This window comes from Pseudomonas fungipugnans, from assembly GCF_029955235.1.
Lineage (GTDB): Bacteria > Pseudomonadota > Gammaproteobacteria > Pseudomonadales > Pseudomonadaceae > Aquipseudomonas > Aquipseudomonas fungipugnans.
Map to the genome: position 1 here is coordinate 292,095 of NZ_JARBWL010000001.1, position 18,381 is coordinate 310,475.

The 18,381-nt window shown below is 60.6% G+C and carries 11 protein-coding genes; 10 read left to right on the top strand and 1 reads right to left on the bottom strand.

Going from position 1 to position 18,381, the window contains the following annotated elements:
* Nucleotides 1-176: 176 nt before the first annotated feature.
* The 10 genes from POF45_RS01485 (at nt 177) to POF45_RS01530 (ending at nt 17,578) form a co-directional block, all read left to right on the top strand.
* Nucleotides 177-1,634 carry a serralysin family metalloprotease gene (locus POF45_RS01485; RefSeq protein ID WP_259494200.1) on the top strand — a complete coding sequence of 486 codons (1,458 nt, stop codon included), beginning with the start codon at nt 177-179 and terminating at the stop codon, nt 1,632-1,634.
* 96 nt (nt 1,635-1,730) lie between these two features.
* Nucleotides 1,731-2,153 (top strand): protease inhibitor Inh/omp19 family protein, encoded by a 423-nt coding sequence (locus POF45_RS01490; RefSeq protein ID WP_259494198.1) that lies wholly within the window; start codon nt 1,731-1,733, stop codon nt 2,151-2,153.
* 225 nt (nt 2,154-2,378) lie between these two features.
* Nucleotides 2,379-4,172 (top strand): type I secretion system permease/ATPase, encoded by a 1,794-nt coding sequence (locus POF45_RS01495; protein ID WP_259494196.1) that lies wholly within the window; start codon nt 2,379-2,381, stop codon nt 4,170-4,172.
* Nucleotides 4,169-5,518: an HlyD family type I secretion periplasmic adaptor subunit gene (locus POF45_RS01500; protein WP_259494194.1), complete on the top strand. Its 1,350-nt coding sequence runs from the start codon at nt 4,169-4,171 to the stop codon at nt 5,516-5,518. The genes POF45_RS01495 and POF45_RS01500 overlap by 4 nt, the downstream gene beginning before the upstream one ends.
* Nucleotides 5,519-5,520: 2 nt before the next feature.
* Entirely contained in the window at nt 5,521-6,885 is a 1,365-nt protein-coding gene (locus POF45_RS01505) for a TolC family outer membrane protein (protein ID WP_259494192.1), read from the top strand.
* Nucleotides 6,886-7,002: 117 nt separating this feature from the next.
* Entirely contained in the window at nt 7,003-9,969 is a 2,967-nt protein-coding gene (gene eprS, locus POF45_RS01510) for an autotransporter serine peptidase EprS (RefSeq protein ID WP_282314849.1), read from the top strand.
* A gap of 163 nt (nt 9,970-10,132) precedes the next feature.
* On the top strand, nt 10,133-13,240 hold the full coding sequence (locus POF45_RS01515; RefSeq protein ID WP_282314850.1) for an autotransporter serine protease: 3,108 nt from the start codon (nt 10,133-10,135) through the stop codon (nt 13,238-13,240).
* Nucleotides 13,241-13,264: 24 nt separating this feature from the next.
* On the top strand, nt 13,265-14,971 hold the full coding sequence (locus POF45_RS01520) for a polyurethane esterase (RefSeq protein WP_259494187.1): 1,707 nt from the start codon (nt 13,265-13,267) through the stop codon (nt 14,969-14,971).
* Nucleotides 14,972-15,071: 100 nt separating this feature from the next.
* Nucleotides 15,072-16,925: a polyurethane esterase gene (locus POF45_RS01525; protein ID WP_282314851.1), complete on the top strand. Its 1,854-nt coding sequence runs from the start codon at nt 15,072-15,074 to the stop codon at nt 16,923-16,925.
* Nucleotides 16,926-17,212: 287 nt separating this feature from the next.
* Entirely contained in the window at nt 17,213-17,578 is a 366-nt protein-coding gene (locus tag POF45_RS01530; RefSeq protein ID WP_259494183.1) for a hypothetical protein, read from the top strand.
* A gap of 523 nt (nt 17,579-18,101) precedes the next feature.
* Here the strand turns inward: POF45_RS01530 and POF45_RS01535 are convergent.
* The gene (locus POF45_RS01535; RefSeq protein ID WP_259494181.1) at nt 18,102-18,326 is read right to left on the bottom strand and encodes a YgdI/YgdR family lipoprotein; all 225 of its coding nucleotides are present in this window, start codon (nt 18,324-18,326) and stop codon (nt 18,102-18,104) included.
* Between the last annotated feature and the right edge of the window lie 55 nt (nt 18,327-18,381).

Consider the following 18,381-nt stretch of genomic DNA (forward strand, 5'->3'; position numbering starts at 1 on the left):
TTGTTTTCGGGCACTTGGCGCAGCCGTACAGTTTGCCCAAAAAAAATGTGTAGACGTCTTATTTCAAATTGTGTCAGGTTTCTTACGCCTTCATTGGGCGAGTGATTGGACGATCTCGCCAGAGATCGTCTTATCGGACAAAAATCGGTTCCATTGCTAAACAAGGAAGTGTTTTTATGTCGAAAGTTAAAGCCAACGCTATTGATTCCGCCGAGCAGGCGTTCCAGCCATTTGATACTTCACTGGGCGCGACAAGTTCTGCGTACAACCAGATCGATAGCTTCAGCCATCAGTATGATCGTGGCGGCAATCTCACGGTCAATGGCAAACCCTCGTTCTCTGTGGATCAAGCCGCGACTCAACTGCTGCGTGATGGTGCTTCCTGGCACGATCTCGATGGCAGCGGCAAGATCGAACTGACCTACACCTTTCTGACAGCCAAGACCTCGAATTTCAGCGGCCTGGGCGTCACCGGTTTCAGTCAGTTCAGTGCCCTGCAAAAATCCCAGGCCGTGCTTTCCATGCAATCCTGGGCCGACGTGGCTAACGTCACCTTTACCGAAGCTGCCAAGGGTGGCGACGGCCACATGACCTTCGGTAACTACAGTGGCGGCCAGGAAGGTGCAGCAGCGTTTGCATTCCTGCCAGGGACCGAGCCTGGGTATGACGGTCAGTCGTGGTACCTGACTGGCAGTGGCTATGACGTCAACAAGACTCCGGGCGTGAACAACTACGGTCGTCAGACCCTGACTCACGAAATCGGTCACACCCTGGGCCTGTCTCACCCTGGCGACTACAACGCCGGCGAAGGCAACCCGACTTACAACGATGCGTCCTACGGCCAGGACACTCGAGGCTACAGCCTCATGAGCTACTGGAGTGAAAGCAATACCAGCCAGAACTTCAGCAAGGGCGGTGTAGAGGCTTACTCGTCCGGTCCGCTGATGGACGATATTGCCGCCATTCAGAAGCTCTACGGCGCCAACTTCAACACCCGTGCCGGTGACACCACCTACGGCTTCAACTCCAACGCCGGTCGCGACTACCTGGGCGCGACCTCATCGTCGGACAAGCTGGTGTTCTCGGTTTGGGATGGCGGCGGCAAGGACACATTCGATTTCTCCGGTTTTACCCAAAACCAGAAGATCAACCTCAATGAAGCCTCGTTCTCCGACGTTGGCGGCATGGTAGGTAACGTGTCCATTGCCAAGGGCGTGACCATCGAGAACGCCATCGGCGGTTCGGGCAACGACCTGCTGATCGGCAACAGTGCATCCAACGAGCTCAAAGGTGGTGCCGGCAACGACATCATTTATGGCGCGGGTGGTGCAGACAAGCTGTGGGGCGGTTCGGGCTCGGACACATTTGTGTACGCTGCAAGCTCCGACTCCAAGCCGGGCGCGTCCGACCAGATCATGGATTTTGTCAGCGGTCTGGACAAAATCGATCTGACCGCAATCACCAAAGGCGCAGGCCTGCACTTCGTGAATTCGTTCTCGGGTGCTGCAGGTGACGCAGTGCTGACCACCTCCGGTGGCAACAGCCTGCTGTCGGTGGACTTCTCCGGGCACGGCGTGGCTGACTTCATTGTCAGCACCGTGGGCCAGGCAGCAGTGACCGATATCGCGGCTTGATTCAAGGCAAAAAGGAGGGCGGCGCCGATGCGCCGCTCTCTGTCCTTGCATCGCTGCTCGCTGTGAGTAAGGCTACACGCCGGAGTAACACGTCCTATGACTCAAAACGCTTTTACCTACAGAGCAACCGCGTGGCTTTTTGCGACGCTGATCATGTTTCTTGGAGATGTAGCCATGGCAAGCAGCCTGAAATTAGCAGATCCGTCGGAGTTGGCCGGTAAGTGGCAGGCCACCCTCAATACCCCGCAAGACACCGCTGAATCACAGGCGCTGCAGGACAAACCGTCCAACGTCTGCGTGATCGATTTCGAACGCAAGCAAACCCTGGGGCAAGGGGCCGAGTGCCTGAGCGCCTGGCTGGATGAATCGGCGATTGGCTGGTTTCCCGAACCCGATGGTATTGCCGTTACCGGAAAAGAAGGCTCAAGAATTGTGTTTTTCAGCCGACAGCGGGAGGGGCTTTATACAAGCACCCTGAAGTCAGGACTGATCATTACTTTGGTGCGCGCTGCACATTAACCGGTAAATGCCTAATCGCCCCGGGTGCCGACACTATTGCCCCGATGTAACGGTTATCCGCAGTCGATCAATAACCAAAACACCCGTTCGATAGTTGTCATCGATATAAGGCGTTGTTATTGGGTGCGCCAGCAATAACTTGAAACAGAATATCCAGACCCGTGTACGGACAGTTAACCGAACTCCACCAAGTAAGGTGGGGGAATATCATCTCAGGGAAAAACAATGAAGATGGCGAAGGCCCCAGCCACCGCACCGTTAATCAAGGCACTGGGTGACTACAAGAGCATTTTGATCAGCGTCGGTTGTTTCACCGCACTGATCAACGTACTGATGCTGGTCCCGTCGATTTATATGCTCCAGGTTTATGACCGGGTGCTGTCTTCGCAAAACGAAACAACCCTGGCCATGTTGTCGCTGATGGTGGTCGGGTTCTTTGCGTTTATCGGCCTGCTGGAAGTGGTGCGCAGTTTTATCGTGATCCGCATTGGCAGCCAGCTGGAGCGACGTTTCAACCTGCGGGTGTATCAGGCGGCGTTCGAACGCAACCTGTTTCGCGGCGAAGGCAATGCCGGGCAATCGCTGGGCGACCTGACCCACATCCGCCAGTTCGTCACCGGGCCGGCACTCTTTGCCTTCTTTGATGCGCCGTGGTTTCCGGTGTACCTGTTCGTGATTTACCTGTTCAACGTCTGGCTGGGCGTATTGGCCACGGCCGGTGCCGTGTTGCTGATTGCGCTGGCGTGCCTCAACGAGGCCATGACCAAAAAGCCGTTGGGCGAGGCGGCGGGCTTCTCGCAGAAGTCCAGCCAACTGGCCACCAGCCACCTGCACAACGCCGAGACTATCCAGGCCATGGGCATGCTCGGTGTGCTGCGCAAGCGCTGGTTCCAGGTGCATTCGCGTTTTCTCGGCCTGCAGAATCAGGCCAGCGACACCGGCGCGGTCATCAGCTCGTTGAGCAAGACTTTGCGCCTGTGCCTGCAATCACTGGTGCTGGGGCTGGGTGCCTTGCTGGTGATCAAGGGCGACATGACTGCCGGGATGATGATTGCCGGTTCTATCCTGATGGGCCGCGTGCTGAGCCCGATCGACCAGTTGATCGCCGTGTGGAAACAATGGAGCGGCGCCAAGCTCGCTTACCGTCGCCTCGACGACCTGCTGCAAAGCTATCCACCCAGCGATGAGGCCATGGAACTGCCGGCGCCAAAAGGCCAGATCGCCTTCGAACAGGTCAGTGCCGGTCCGCCCGGCAAACGCGGTGCGACCTTGCACATGGTCAACTTCAGCCTGGGGGCCGGCGAGGTGCTGGGCGTGCTCGGTGCTTCCGGTTCCGGCAAGTCGACCCTGGCCAGGGTGCTGGTTGGCGTATGGCCGACCCTCGGCGGCACAGTGCGACTCGACGGCGCGGACATCCATCGCTGGAATCGCGATGAACTCGGTCCTTATATAGGTTACCTGCCTCAGGACATCGAACTGTTCAGCGGCAGCATCGCGGAAAACATCGCGCGTTTCCGCGAGGCTGATCCGCAGAAAGTCGTCGAAGCCGCGCAACAGGCCGGCGTGCATGACCTGATCCTGCGCATGCCTCAAGGCTACGACACCGTGCTGGGTGAAGACGGCAGCGGTTTGTCCGGCGGCCAGAAGCAGCGCGTGGCCTTGGCCCGTGCGCTGTATGGCAAGCCGAGCCTGGTGGTGCTGGATGAACCCAACTCCAACCTCGACACCGTCGGCGAAGCGGCGCTGGCTGGCGCCATCGCGCAAATGAAAGCCCAGGGCACCAGCGTGATTCTGGTTACCCACCGTTCCTCGGCGCTGGCCCAGGCCGACAAGTTGCTGGTGCTCAGCGACGGTCGCCTGCAGGCGTTCGGTCCCAGTCACGACGTACTCAAGGCCTTGTCGTCAAATCAGGCCGGCAATCAGCCCGCCAACCAGGAACAGCCCAAAGCCGCGCCGGCGCCCGGCGGGCTCAGCATGAGTCGCCAGTATCAGCCCACGACAAGGAATTCGGGTGTATGAGCAGCGCACGTATGAACACGCAAAACGAAGCGTCCATGGAACACGATTACGTTGCCGAGCGTCCTGAACGAGATGCGAAATACTTCGCCCGTATGGGCTGGATCCTGGCCATCGTCGGCGCCGGCAGCTTTTTTACCTGGGCCAGCCTGGCACCGCTGGATCAAGGCATTCCGGTGCAAGGCACCGTCGTCGTCTCCGGTAAACGCAAAGCCGTACAGTCGATGAGCAACGGTGTGGTCAGCCGCATTCTGGTGCGCGAAGGCGAGGCGGTGAAGCAGGGTCAGCCGTTGTTCCAGCTCGACCCGACCCAGGCCGCTGCCGATGTCGATTCGTTGCAGGCGCAATACCGCATGGCCTGGGCCAGCCTGGCCCGGTTGCAGAGCGAACGCGACAACCTCAAAGAGGTGACGTTCCCCGCCGAACTGAGCAGCCATGCCGACCCACGACTGGCACTGGTCATGGAAGGTCAGCGGCAGCTGTTCAGCAGCCGCCGCGAAGCGTATTACCGCGAACAGGGTGGCCTGCGCGCCAACATCGAAGGCGCCAGTTCGCAACTGGCCGGCATGCGCCGCGCGCGCACCGACCTGACGGCCCAGGCCAGCTCGCTGCAACAGCAATTGAGCAACCTGCAACCCTTGGCCGACAACGGCTACATCCCGCGCAACCGGCTGATGGAATACCAGCGTCAGCTGTCGCAAGTGCAGCAGCAACTGGCTGAGAACACCGGTGAAAGCGGTCGGGTGGAGCAGGGCATCCTCGAAGCGAAACTCAAGCTGCAACAGCACATCGAGGAGTACCAGAAGGAAGTCCGCACGCAACTGGCCGACGCGCAGCTCAAGAGCGTAACCCTCAAGGAGCAACTGACTTCCGCCGGGTTCGACTTGCAACACCGCGAGATCATTGCCACTGCCGACGGTATTGCCGTCAACCTCGGTGTTCATACCGAAGGCGCCGTGGTCCGTCAGGGCGAAACCCTGCTGGAGATCGTGCCGCAAGGCACTCGGCTGGAAGTGGAGGGGCACCTGCCGGTCAACCTGATCGACAAGGTCGGCACGCACTTGCCGGTGGATATTCTGTTCACCGCGTTCAACCAGAGCCGCACGCCACGGGTGCCGGGTGAAGTCAGCCTGATCTCCGCCGACCAGATGATCGACGAGAAAACCGGTGCGCCGTACTACGTCCTGCGCAGCAGTGTCAGCGACCAGGCCATGGAAAAACTGCACGGGCTGGTGATCAAGCCTGGCATGCCGGCGGAAATGTTTGTGCGCACCGGTGAACGTTCACTCCTCAACTATCTGTTCAAACCGCTGCTCGACCGGGCAGGCTCCGCGTTGACCGAGGAATAAGGATGTTCGGTTGTATGAATAAGCTCTCCATGCTCGCAGCGACCCTGACGTTGCTGACGTGCAACAGCGTGATGGCCATGGGGCCGTTTGATATTTACGAACAGGCTTTGCGCAACGACCCGGTGTTCCTCGGCGCCATCAAGGAACGCGATGCCGGCCTTGAAAACCGCATCATCGGCCGCGCCGGGCTGCTGCCGAAACTGGGTTACACCTACAACAAGGGGCGTAACACTTCCAAGGTCACTCAAATGAATGAGGGGCGACCCAACTTCACTGAAGACCGCAACTACAACAGTTACGGTTCGACCTTGAGCCTGCAACAGCCCTTGATCGACTACGAGGCTTATGCGGCGTATCGCAAGGGCGTGGCTCAGTCGCTGTTTGCCGACGAGGCTTTTCGCGGCAAGAGCCAGGAGTTGCTGGTCCGGGTGCTGGAAAACTACACCAAGGCGCTGTTCGCCCAAGACCAGATCGACATCGCGCAGGCCAAGAAGAAGGCCTTCGAGCAGCAGTTCCAGCAGAACGAGCACATGTTCCGTCAGGGCGAGGGCACGCGCACCGACATCCTTGAGGCCGAGTCGCGTTATGAATTGGCCACCGCCGAGGAAATCGAGGCCCGTGACGAACAGGATGCAGCGTTGCGGGAACTGGGCGCGCTGATTGGCGTGCCAGCCGTCAACATTGGCGACCTGGCACCGCTGGACGCGCAATTCCAGACCTTCACCCTGCAACCGGCCAATTACGACACCTGGCACGAGATGGCCGTGGCCAACAACCCGAACCTGGCGTCCCAGCGCCAGGCCGTGGAAGTGGCGCGCTATGAAGTCGAACGCAACCGCGCCGGGCACTTGCCCAGGGTCAACGCCTACGCTTCGATTCGACAGAACGAGTCGGAAAGCGGCAATACCTATAACCAGCGCTACGACACCAACACCATCGGTATCGAAGTCAACGTGCCGTTGTATGCCGGTGGTGGCGTGTCGGCCTCGGTCCGTCAGGCCAGCAGCAACATGGAACAGGCCGAGTACGATCTGGATGGCAAGACCCGCGAGACACTGATTCAGTTGCGCCGCCAGTTCAGTGCCTGCCTGTCGGGGGTGAACAAACTGCGGGCCTATCAGAAAGCCCTGACGTCCGCCGAGGCGCTGGTGATCTCGACCAAGCAAAGCATTCTCGGCGGTGAGCGGGTCAACCTTGATGCGTTGAACGCCGAGCAGCAGCTGTACACCACACGTCGCGATCTGGCCCAGGCCCGCTATGACTATTTGATGGCCTGGACCAAGTTGCATTACTACGCGGGGACCTTGAACGAGCAGGACCTGGCCAAAGTGGACGAGGCCTTCGGCCAGGGCCCGAAAAGCAGGTAATACGCAATACCTGTGGGAGCAAGCCCGCTCCCACAGGGGAATAGCGACAACGTGAGATACCACCACCCCGGGAGCCGGGGACTACAACTCTAAAAACGCCAAACAAAGCGAGTAGTCATGAACAAGGACGTTAAAATCAAGCCGATATCGGTCGGCACGCTGCTGCTCATGGTTTCTGCCATCCCGGCAGCGGCCCAGGCCCAGTATCAGGAAGCCGGCAAACCCGGCGATCCTGCCAGTTGGCGCTCCGCCGAGTTCCAGCGCGACTGGGGCCTGGCTCGTATGCAGGCTGATCAGGCCTACGCCACCGGGATCACCGGTAAAGGCGTGAAAATCGGCGAGCTCGATTCCGGCTTCGATTCCAGCCACCCCGAATTCGACCCCGCGCGTTATCACGCGGTCATGACCCGCGGCACTTACGTCGATGGCACGCCGTTCAACGTCAACGGCACGCTCAACCCCAACAACGACTCCCACGGCACCCACGTCACTGGCACCATCGGTGCGTCTCGCGATGGCGTCGGCACCCACGGCGTGGCGTTCAACGCGCAAGTCTATGTGGCCAACACCAACAAGAACGACAGTTTCCTGTTCGGCCCCAACCCCGACCCGCGGTATTTCTCTGCGGCCTACAACGCCTTGGCGGACGCGGGTGTGCGGGCGATCAACAACAGTTGGGGCAGCCAGCCGCCGGACGTCAGTTATCGCACCCTCGACGATTTACACGCCGCCTACGCCCAGCACTTCAACAAGGGCACCTGGCTGGATGCCGCCGCTGACGTGTCTTCACGTCGTGGCGTGATCAACGTGTTCAGCGCCGGCAACACCGGTTACCCCAACGCCAGCGTGCGCTCGGCGCTGCCGTATTTTCAGCCGGAACTCGAAGGCCACTGGATGGCCGTCTCGGGGCTGGATCAGAGCAATCAGCAACGCTACAACCAGTGCGGCCTCGCCAAATACTGGTGCATTGCCACGCCGGGGGCGAAGATCGACAGCACCATCCCTGGCGGCGATTATGCGATCAAGTCCGGCACCTCCATGTCCGCGCCCCATGCCACCGGCGCGCTGGCGCTGGTGATGGAACGCTACCCGTACATGAACAACCAGCAGGCGCTGCAGGTGCTGCTGACCACCGCGACTCAGCTCGATGGCTCGATCACCAGCGCACCGAACACCAATGTCGGTTGGGGTGTGGCCAACCTTGACCGGGCGATGCGCGGGCCGGGGCAATTGCTCGGCGCGTTTGACGCCAATCTCGGAGCAGGGCAGAGCGATGTCTGGAGCAACGGCCTCAGTGACAAGGCCTTGCTCCAGCGCCAGAGTGAAGACGCCGCCGAGCACAGCGCCTGGCAACAGACGCTGGTCAGCAAAGGCTGGCAGAACGGTATTGCGGCCGGCGCCAGTCAACAGGATCAAACCGACTACGCTGTCGGCATGGCGCGCGATTCGGCCGCCGCTGCACGCGTCTATGAAGGCAGCCTGGTCAAGTCCGGCGCCGGTCGCCTGATGCTGACCGGCGACAACACTTATCGCGGTGCAACCACGGTCAACGGCGGTCTGCTGTCCGTCAACGGCTCGCTGGCGTCTGCCGTGACCGTCAATGACAGCGGCACCCTCGGTGGTTCCGGGCGCATCGGCGCACTGACGGCCAATGCTGGCGGCACCGTGGCACCGGGCAATTCCATCGGCACCTTGCAGGTCGCCGGCAACGTCACGTTCGCGCCGGGCTCGACCTATGCGGTGGAACTGTCGTCCACCAGCAGCGACCGGATTGTCGCCGGCGGCACCGCCACCCTCAGCGGCGCCACGGTGAGCCTGTCCCTGGAAAACAGCCCGACCTTGCTCAGCGCCACACAAGTACAAAGCCTGCTGGGTCATCAGTACGACATCCTGCAAGCGGCGGGCGGTATTCAAGGCCAGTTCGGCACCGTGTTGCCCAGCTACCTGTTTATCGGCGGCAGTCTCGATTACTCCGCGACCGGCGTGCAGCTGGGTATTGAACGCAATGCCACGTCCTTCGCCAGCGTCGGTCAAACGCCAAACCAGCGTGCCGTGGCCGGTGCCGTGGAAGCCCTTGGGGCGGGCAGTGCGGTGTACGAAAGCCTGCTGCTGTCGCCGACGGCAAGTTCGGCGCAACAGGCGTTCCAGCAACTCAGCGGCGAACTCTACCCGGCGCTGGGCTCGGTGCTGATCAACGACAGCCGCTACCTGCGTGATGCGGTGGGTGAACGTCTGCATGAGGCACAAGGCTCGGGCGCTAACGGCTGGGTCAAGGCACTTGGTGCCTGGGGCAAAACCGATGACCGAAATGACACGGCCGGCTACACCACCTCGATTGGCGGCCTGCTGGCCGGTGTCGATGGTGCCGTGGACGAACAAACCCGTATCGGCCTGGTCGTCGGTTACAGCGACAGCTCGGTCAACATGGGCTCGGGCACGCATTCGTCGGCACAGGTCGATGGTTATCACCTGGGCGCCTATGCCGGACACGAGATCGGCGCCTGGCGCCTGAGTACCGGCGCGGCCTACAGCTGGCAGCACGCCGATGTGAAGCGTGACCTGCAATACGGCGATGTCAGCGCCAAACAGAAAGCCAAGGTCGATGCCGGCACCACTCAGGTGTTTGGTGAGGCGGCGTATCGCCTGAACCTGCAACCGCTGAACCTTGAGCCGTTTGCCAACCTGGCTTACGTGCACCTCGATACCGACGGTTTCACCGAAAAAGGCGACGCCGCCGCGCTGACCAGTGCTGATGACAGACGCGATGCGGTGCTCAGCACCCTGGGCCTGCGCGCGCTGAAAACCGTGAACATTTCCGGCCAGCAGAAGCTGGACCTGAGCGGCAGCCTCGGCTGGCAGCACAACCTGAGCAGCGTCGATTCAGCACAGCACCTGGCGTTTGCCAGCGGCGGACCGGCGTTCACCGTCGAGAGCTCGCCACTGGTACGCGACGCCGCGCTGATCGGGGCCCGCGCCAGCCTGGCGTTGAGCCGCGATATTCGCTTGAACTTCGATTACAACGGCCAATTGGCCAGCCGCGAGAAGAGCCATGGTGTGGGGCTGAGCCTGGATTGGCAGTTTTAAACGCAAAGCAAATCCCTGTGGGAGCGAGCCTGCTCGCGAAGAGGCCTTCACAGTCAACATTGATGTTGGCTGACCCTGCGCCTTCGCGAGCAGGCTTGCTCCCACATGGATTGCGCACAGATTCAACAAGGATTTTGGCAACACAACTAAGGAAGGTCGCTGGATGAAAGTCGAAAACAACAACAATTCGCCCGCACAAACGGGTGCCACGTTTACTTTGAAAACCCTCAACCGGGCGCTGCTTTGCGCACTGGCCACGGTGGGTACCGCCCAAGCCGTACCCTATGTGGAAAACGGCAAGATCGGTGATCCGAACAGCTGGCGCAGCCCCGAGTTCAATGCCGACTGGGGCGTCGGCGCGATCAATGCGCAATACGCCTACGCTGCCGGTTACACCGGTAAAGACATCAAGTTGGGGATTTTCGACCAACCGGTGTATGCGGCGCACCCGGAGTTTTCCGGGGCCAACAAAGTGACCAACCTGGTCACCAGCGGCATCCGCGAATACACCGACCCGTACATCCCGGTCAAAGCCGGCGATGCGTTTCGCTATGACGGCTCACCGTCGGTGGGTTCCGACGGCAAGCTCGGCGCGCACGGCACGCACGTCGGCGGCATCGCTGCCGGCAGCCGCGATGGCGGACCGATGCACGGCGTGGCCTTCGGCGCGCACATCATCAGCGCCGACAACGGTGACCCAGGCCCTGAAGACGGCATCATTCGCGGCAACGACGGCGCGGTGTACAAGGCCGGTTGGGACGCAGAGATCGCCAGTGGCGCACGGATCATCAACAACAGCTGGGGCATCGGCATCACCGACCGTTTCGGCAAGGGCGGGCGCAATCCTTCGTTCCCGCACTTCACCGTGCAGGACGCACAACTGCAATTCGACCAGATCCGTCCACTGCTCGGCACCAAGCCCGGCGGTGCCTATGACGGCGCCATCGCAGCAGGTCGCAGCGGTATTGTGACCATCTTTGCTGCCGGCAACGATTACAACCTCAATAACCCTGACGCCATTGCAGGCCTCGGCTACTTCGTACCGGAAATCGCGCCGAACTGGATCACCGTGGCGGCGCTGCAACAGAACCCCGACCTGACCAGTGCCCAGCTGTACAACATCAGTACGTTCTCCTCGCGCTGTGGCTACACCGCCAGTTTCTGCGTGGCCGCACCGGGCACCAAGATCTACAGCTCGATCATCAGCGGCACCAGCATCGAGAACCTGACCACCGGCTACGCCAACTACAACGGCACGTCGATGGCTGCGCCGCATGCGGCCGGTTCCATGGCGGTGCTGATGGAGCGCTTCCCGTACATGACCGGCGCGCAGGTCGCCAGCGTATTGCGCACCACCGCCACCGACCTCGGCGCTCCTGGCGTCGATGCGCTGTACGGCTGGGGCATGATCAACTTGCGCAAAGGCATTGATGGCCCGGCGATGCTGGTCACCGAGCAGGACATTCCGGCGGAGTTCCGCATTCAGGGCGCCTACGGTTCCAGCCAGTTTGTCGCGGACCTGCCAGGTATCGGCGCGATTGTCGACGCCGGCAAGCCGACCGAGCGGGTGTGTAACGACGTGCACTGCGGACTCGACGTGTGGCGCAACGACATCTCCGGCCATGGCGGCCTGACCAAGCAAGGCATCGGCACCCTGGTAATGACCGGCGCCAACACCTACACCGGTCCGACCCTGGTCAATCAGGGGCGACTGGCGATCAATGGTTCGCTGATGTCGGCGGTCACGGTCAACGACAGCGGCATCCTCGGCGGTAACGGCCACATCGGCGCGTTGCTGGCCAAAAGCGGTGGTACCGTGGCTCCGGGCAACTCCATCGGCACGATGCAGGTGGCGGGGGATGTGACCTTCGAACCCGGCTCGACCTATGCCGTTGAGTTGTCGCCGACCAGCAGCGACCGGATTATCGCTGGCGGCAAGGCGATCATCGACGGCGCGACGGTCAGCCTGTCACTGGAGAACAGCCCGACCTTGCTGACCACCACTGAGGTGCAAAGCCTGCTGGGGCATCAGTACAACATCCTGCAAGCAGCCGGTGGCATTCAGGGCCAGTTCGGGGCCGTACTGCCGAACTACCTGTTCATCGGCGGCACGCTGGATTATTCGGCCACCGGCATTGAACTGGCAGTGCAGCGCAACGCAACGTCGTTCGCCGATGTCGGCCTGACGCCTAACCAGCGCTCCGTGGCCGCTGCTGCCGAGCAATTGGGCGCCGGCAATGCGCTGTACGAAACCCTGCTGGTATCGCCCACCGCAGCCGTTGCACAACAAGCGTTCCAGCAGCTGTCCGGGGAGATTCATCCGGCCATCGGCACACTGCTGATCAATGACAGTCGCTACGTGCGTGATGCCGTGGGTGAGCGTCTGCGTGAGCATGATCTGTTCGACGCCGCTGCCCCGCGCAATTCCGACGGCAACGACCAAAACAACGCCTGGGTCAAAGTCCTCGGTTCCTGGGGCAAAAGCGATGGCGGCAACGACAACGCCAGTTCCACCAGCTCCATCAGCGGCTTGCTGGCCGGTGTCGATGGTCTGATTGCTGAAAATACCCGTCTGGGTTTCGTTACTGGTTATAGCGACAGCTCGTTGAGCATGGGCGATGGCACGCATTCGTCGGCGTCGGTCGACAGCTATCACCTGGGTGCGTACCTGGGGCATCAAATGGATGCATGGCGTTTGAGCGTCGGCGGTGCCTACAGCTGGAACCGTATCGATGTGAAACGTGACCTGCAATTGGGCGATGTCAGCGGAAAGCAGAAAGTCAAACGCGATGCGAGCACCGCGCAACTGTTCACCGAAGCGGCGTACAAACTGGACGTGCAACCGCTGGCCCTGGAGCCATTCGCCAATTTGGCTTACGTGCATGTGAACAGCGACAGCTTCACCGAGAAAGGCGATGGCGCTGCACTCAAGGGCGGTGAAGACAACCGTGACGCCGTGCTGTCAACCCTGGGCCTGCGTGCGGGCAGGGCGATTGCACTGTCCGATCACCAGAAGCTGGAACTGTCCGGCAGCCTCGGCTGGCAGCACAACCTGAGCAACACCCGTTCCGAAGATCATCTGGCCTTCGCCAACGGCAACACCGGGTTCAGCGTGCAGAGCGTGTCGCTTGACCGCAACGCCGCAGTGATCGGCGCCCGGGCCGGCCTGGCTTTGGCGCGTGACGTTCACCTGAACCTGGATTACAACGGACTGCTGGGTTCCAATGAAAAAGACCACGGTGTTGGTTTGACTCTGGACTGGCAGTTCTGATTTAGCGCATAGGAAGCGAACAACATGGGACTGTTTGATTACAAGAACGCCGGCAGTGGAGCCGGCAAGGCGTTTTACAGCGATGCAATCGCGCTGACGCTCTACGCCTATACCCCGACCGGTCAGCCGCTGCCGGCCACCGGCTGGGCGCCGATTACCGCCAAGGCCCTGGGCTACCAGGGCAAGGTCGGGGCACAGGGCACGTTCTATGGCGAGAAGGACGGCTATGCCAGCGCCGAAGCCGAAGTGCTCGGCAAGTACGACGCCGCTGGCAAGCTGATCGGCATCGGCGTGGCGTTTCGCGGCACCGGTGGCCTGGGTTACAGCGACACCTTCGGCGACATGAAAAACAACCTGCTGGCCGCGATTGGCCCAGTGGACTATGCGAAAAACTACACGAAGAACGCCTTCGACAACTTGCTCAAGGACGTTGCCGCGTTCGCCATCGCCCACGGCGTGAATGCCAAGGACGTACTGATCAGCGGCCATAGCCTGGGCGGTCTGGGGGTCAACAGCCTGGCGGAACTGAGCAGCAGCAACTGGGGCGGTTTCTTCAAGGACGCCAACTACATCGCCTTCGCGTCGCCGACCCAAAGCTCCACCGGCAACAACGTGCTGAATATCGGTTACGAAAACGACCCGGTGTTTCGCGCCCTCGACGGCACCACGTTCAGCAGTGGCTCGCTGGGCAAGCACGACGGTCATCAGGAATCGGCGACCAACAACATCGTCAATTTCAACGACCAGTACGCGTCCACCGCGCAGAACCTGGTGCCGTTCAGCATCATCAACCCGTTGAACTGGTCGGCCCATGGCTCGCTCGGTTATGCCGACGGGCTGAACCGGGTGATCGACTCGCGCTTCTACGACCTGACCAGCAAGGATTCGACGGTGATCGTTTCCAACCTGGAAGTCGCCTCGCGCAGTAAAACCTGGGTCGAAGACCTGGGCCGCAGCGGCGAACCGCACACCGGCAGTACCTTCATCATCGGCACTGACAGCGACGACTTGCTAAAAGGCGGCGCCGGCAATGACTTCCTCGAAGGTCGCGACGGCAACGACCGTTTCCGCGATGACGGTGGCTTCAACATCCTGTTGGGCGGCAAGGGCAGCAACGTCTTCGAGCTGCAAAAGCCATTGCAGAACTTCAGCTTTGCCAATGACGGCGACGGCACGCTGTACGTGCGCGACGCCTACGGCGGCATCAGCATGACCCGTGACATCGGCGCGCTGGTGAGCAAGGAGTCGAGCGGCTGGTGGGGCATGACCAGCAAGGAGATCACCTACAGCGTCACCGCCAACGGCTTGCAAAACGGCGGCGAAATGACCCAGTACAACCACTCGCTCAACGGCGATGCCTATGGCAACACGCTGGTGGCGACGCTTGATGGTGACTGGCTGTTTGGCAACGCCGGCAACGATGTGCTGCGCAGCGACAAGAGCCACGTCACCTTCGTCGGTGGCGCGGGCAATGACGTAATGCATGCCACGGGTGGCGGCAACAACACCTTCCTGTTCAGCGGTGCCTTTGGTTTTGATGCCATCAACGGTTATCAGGGCAGCGACAAACTGGTGTTCATGGGGGTGCAGGGCGCGGGGCAGGGCTATGACTACAAGCAGCATGCTTCGCAATCGGGCCATGACACGCTGCTCAAGGTTGGCGACTTTGCCGTGACCCTGGTCGGCGTCGGTCTGGACAACCTGTCGGCTTCAAGTTTTACGTTCGCGTAAGTACTGGCAACAACGCTGTAAGCTCCGGAGCGCCTCATGTCTGAGGCGCTTTGGCTGTGAGCTATCTCTGACTAATTCCAACAAAACAGAGGCAATAGCAATGGGTGTGTACGACTACAAAAACTTCAGCACAGCCGACTCCAAGGCGCTGTTCAGCGACGCCATGGCCATCACGCTGTACTCCTATCACAACCTCGATAACGGTTTTTCCGTCGGCTATCAGCACAACGGTTTCGGCCTCGGCCTGCCGGCGACGCTGATCACCGCGCTGATTGGCAGCACCGATTCCCAAGGCGTCATCCCCGGCGTGCCATGGAACCCCGACTCGGAAAAGCTCGCGCTGGAGGCCGTGCAAAAAGCCGGCTGGACACCGATCAGCGCCTCGAAACTGGGCTATGACGGCAAGACCGACGTGCGTGGGACGTTCTACGGCGAGAAGGCCGGTTACACCACGGCGCAAGTTGAGATCCTCGGCAAGTACGACGTCAAAGGTCATCTGACCGAAATCGGCATCGCTTTTCGTGGCACCAGCGGCCCACGGGAAATCCAGATTGGCGACTCCATCGGTGACGTGATCAACGATCTGCTGGCGGCATTCGGCCCCAAGGATTATGCAAAAAACTATGCCGGCGAAGCCTTCGGCAAACTGTTCGGCAACGTGGTGGCGTTCGCCCAGGCCAACGGCTTGTCGGGCAAGGACGTACTGGTCAGCGGCCACAGCCTCGGCGGCCTGGCGGTCAACAGCCTGGCGGACTTGAGCACCGACAAGTGGGGCGGTTTCTTCAAGGACTCCAACTACATCGCCTACGCCTCGCCGACCCAGAGCAGCACCGACAAAGTGCTCAACGTCGGCTATGAAAACGACCCGGTGTTCCGCGCCCTCGACGGCTCGACCTTCACCGCGGCGTCGCTGGGCGTGCACGATGCACCCAAGGAATCGGCCACCGACAACATCGTCAGCTTCAACGATCACTACGCCTCGGCCGCGTGGAACGTGCTGCCGTTTTCCATCGCCAACGTGCCGACCTGGATCTCGCATTTGCCAACCGCTTACGGCGACGGCATGAACCGGGTGATCGAGTCGAAGTTCTACGACCTGACCAGCAAAGATTCGACCATCATCGTCGCCAACCTCTCGGACCCGGCACGGACCAATACCTGGGTGCAAGACCTCAACCGCAACGCCGAAACCCACAAGGGCAGCACTTTCATCATCGGCAGCGACGGCAATGACCTGATCCAGGGCGGCAAGGGCAACGACTATCTGGAAGGCCGCGACGGCAACGACACCTTCCGCGACAGCGGCGGCTACAACATCATCCTGGGCGGCAAGGGCAGCAACGTGCTGGACTTGCAGCAGTCGGTGAAAAACTTCGACTTCGCCAATGACGGTGCCGGCAATCTCTATGTGCGCGACGCCAACGGCGGCATCAGCATCACCCGTGACATCGCCAGCATCATCACCAAGGAACCGGGGTTTCTCTGGGGCGTGTTCAAGGATGATGTCACCCACAGCGTCAGCACCGACGGCCTGAAAGTGGGCAACAACCTGACCGCCTATGCCTCGACGGTGAAGGGCGGCGCGGGCAACGACACACTCACGGCTCACGCCAGCGGTGACTGGTTGTTTGGCCTGGACGGCAACGACCATTTGATCGGCGGCAAGGGCAACGACGTGTTTGTCGGTGGCGCCGGCAACGACCTGATGGAATCGGGTGGTGGCGTCGATACGTTCCTGTTCACCGGCGCGTTTGGCCAGGACCGGGTCATCGGTTATCAGGCGGGCGACAAACTGGTGTTCATGGGGGTTCAGGGAGTGGCGCCGAATGATGATTATCGGGCGCATGCCACGGCGGTGGGGCATGACACCGTGCTGACGTTTGGCGGGGACTCTGTGACGTTGGTGGGGGTAGGGCTCAATACACTGTCGAGTTCGGGGGTGGTGATCGCCTGATGTTGATTGGGCGCCTGTAGCGGCCCCATCGCGGGCAAGCCCGGCTCCCACAGGGTTCTGAGGTGTGAATACTTTCTATCTCACACCCAAAAAACCTGTGGGAGCCGGGCTTGCCCGCGATGAACGATAACGCGCTAAACCTGCCCGAAACAGTGACTAGTCGGTCACTTCCTGTCTCCAATACCTGCACCAATCAGCAATCGGCACTAAAGCAGTCGCCCGCACACACGTTATTCCCCATAACGCAGGCGCGGCATGCCGCCATTGAGTACAGGAGATTCAATACAGTGAGTAACAACAAGAGGAACGTCATCGGCCTGGCGCTGGCCCTGATATCGGGCAGTGCTGCCGCAGAGTTGCCTCATAGCTCGATTCTGAGCCGTTACGGCATGACGCCGGATCAACTGCCGAAACCGGCGACGATCGAAGTCCAGGAGCCCGAGCAAGCAAAAAGCCGTTTCGAGATTCAACCGGAGCAGCCGTTTGTGACGTTCAGATCGGGGGACAAGAATGCACCGGAAATCACCGGCAATATCAGCATTGATCATGCGATGCAGCAGGATTACCAGCGCTGCCAGGCGATTCATGAAGAGTTGAAGCGCCGGGGCGGGAAGTACATCAGCTGTGACAGCAGCATCCCGTGGATGCCCTGATTTTTTGGTGAATTGACAGGCCTCTTCGCGAGCAAGCCCGCTCCCACAGTGGATCGCGGTAGAACACCGATTTTGTGTTCACTGAAGATCAACTGTGGGAGCGAGCTTGCTCGCGATAGCGATGGGTCATTGGGCAATGATGGTGGCTGACACGGCCCCATCGCGGGCAAGCCCGGCTCCCACACTGGACCGCTATCGAGCGCCAATTTTGTGTTCACTGAAGATCAACTGTGGGAGCCGGGCTTGCCCGCGATAGCGGTGGGTCATCAGCAAGGATGGTGACTGATACGGCCCCATCGCGGGCAAGCCCGGCTCCCACACTGGACCGCTATCGAGCGCCAATTTTGTGTTCACTGAAGATCAACTGTGGGAGCCGGGCTTGCCCGCGATAGCGGTGGGTCATCAGCAATGATGGTGACTGATATTGCCCCATCGCGGGCAAGCCCCACATTTGGAATGCATTTCCCTGTGGGAGCGAGCCTGCTCGCGAAGAACGATAACGCGGTGTCCAGCCTTACGGGTATCAGTCCTCCTTGCGCACCGTCGCCACATCCTTCTCATTGACCTTCACCTTGGCCCCGGAAATGTCTTCGAACTCATAGAAGCCATCCTTGGTCTTGGTCTTCGGCATGTCCTTGGTCAGGTACTGGGTGCCGTTCTGCAGGGTCACCACCGTTGGCGTCGAGCAACCGGCCAGGGCCAGGAATGCTGCGACCGCCAGGGGCAAGCCCAGATTCTTGATGTTCATACAGACCTCTCGTCATTCATAAAAGTAACTGATTCGCTATGCCGGTTGGTGCCAC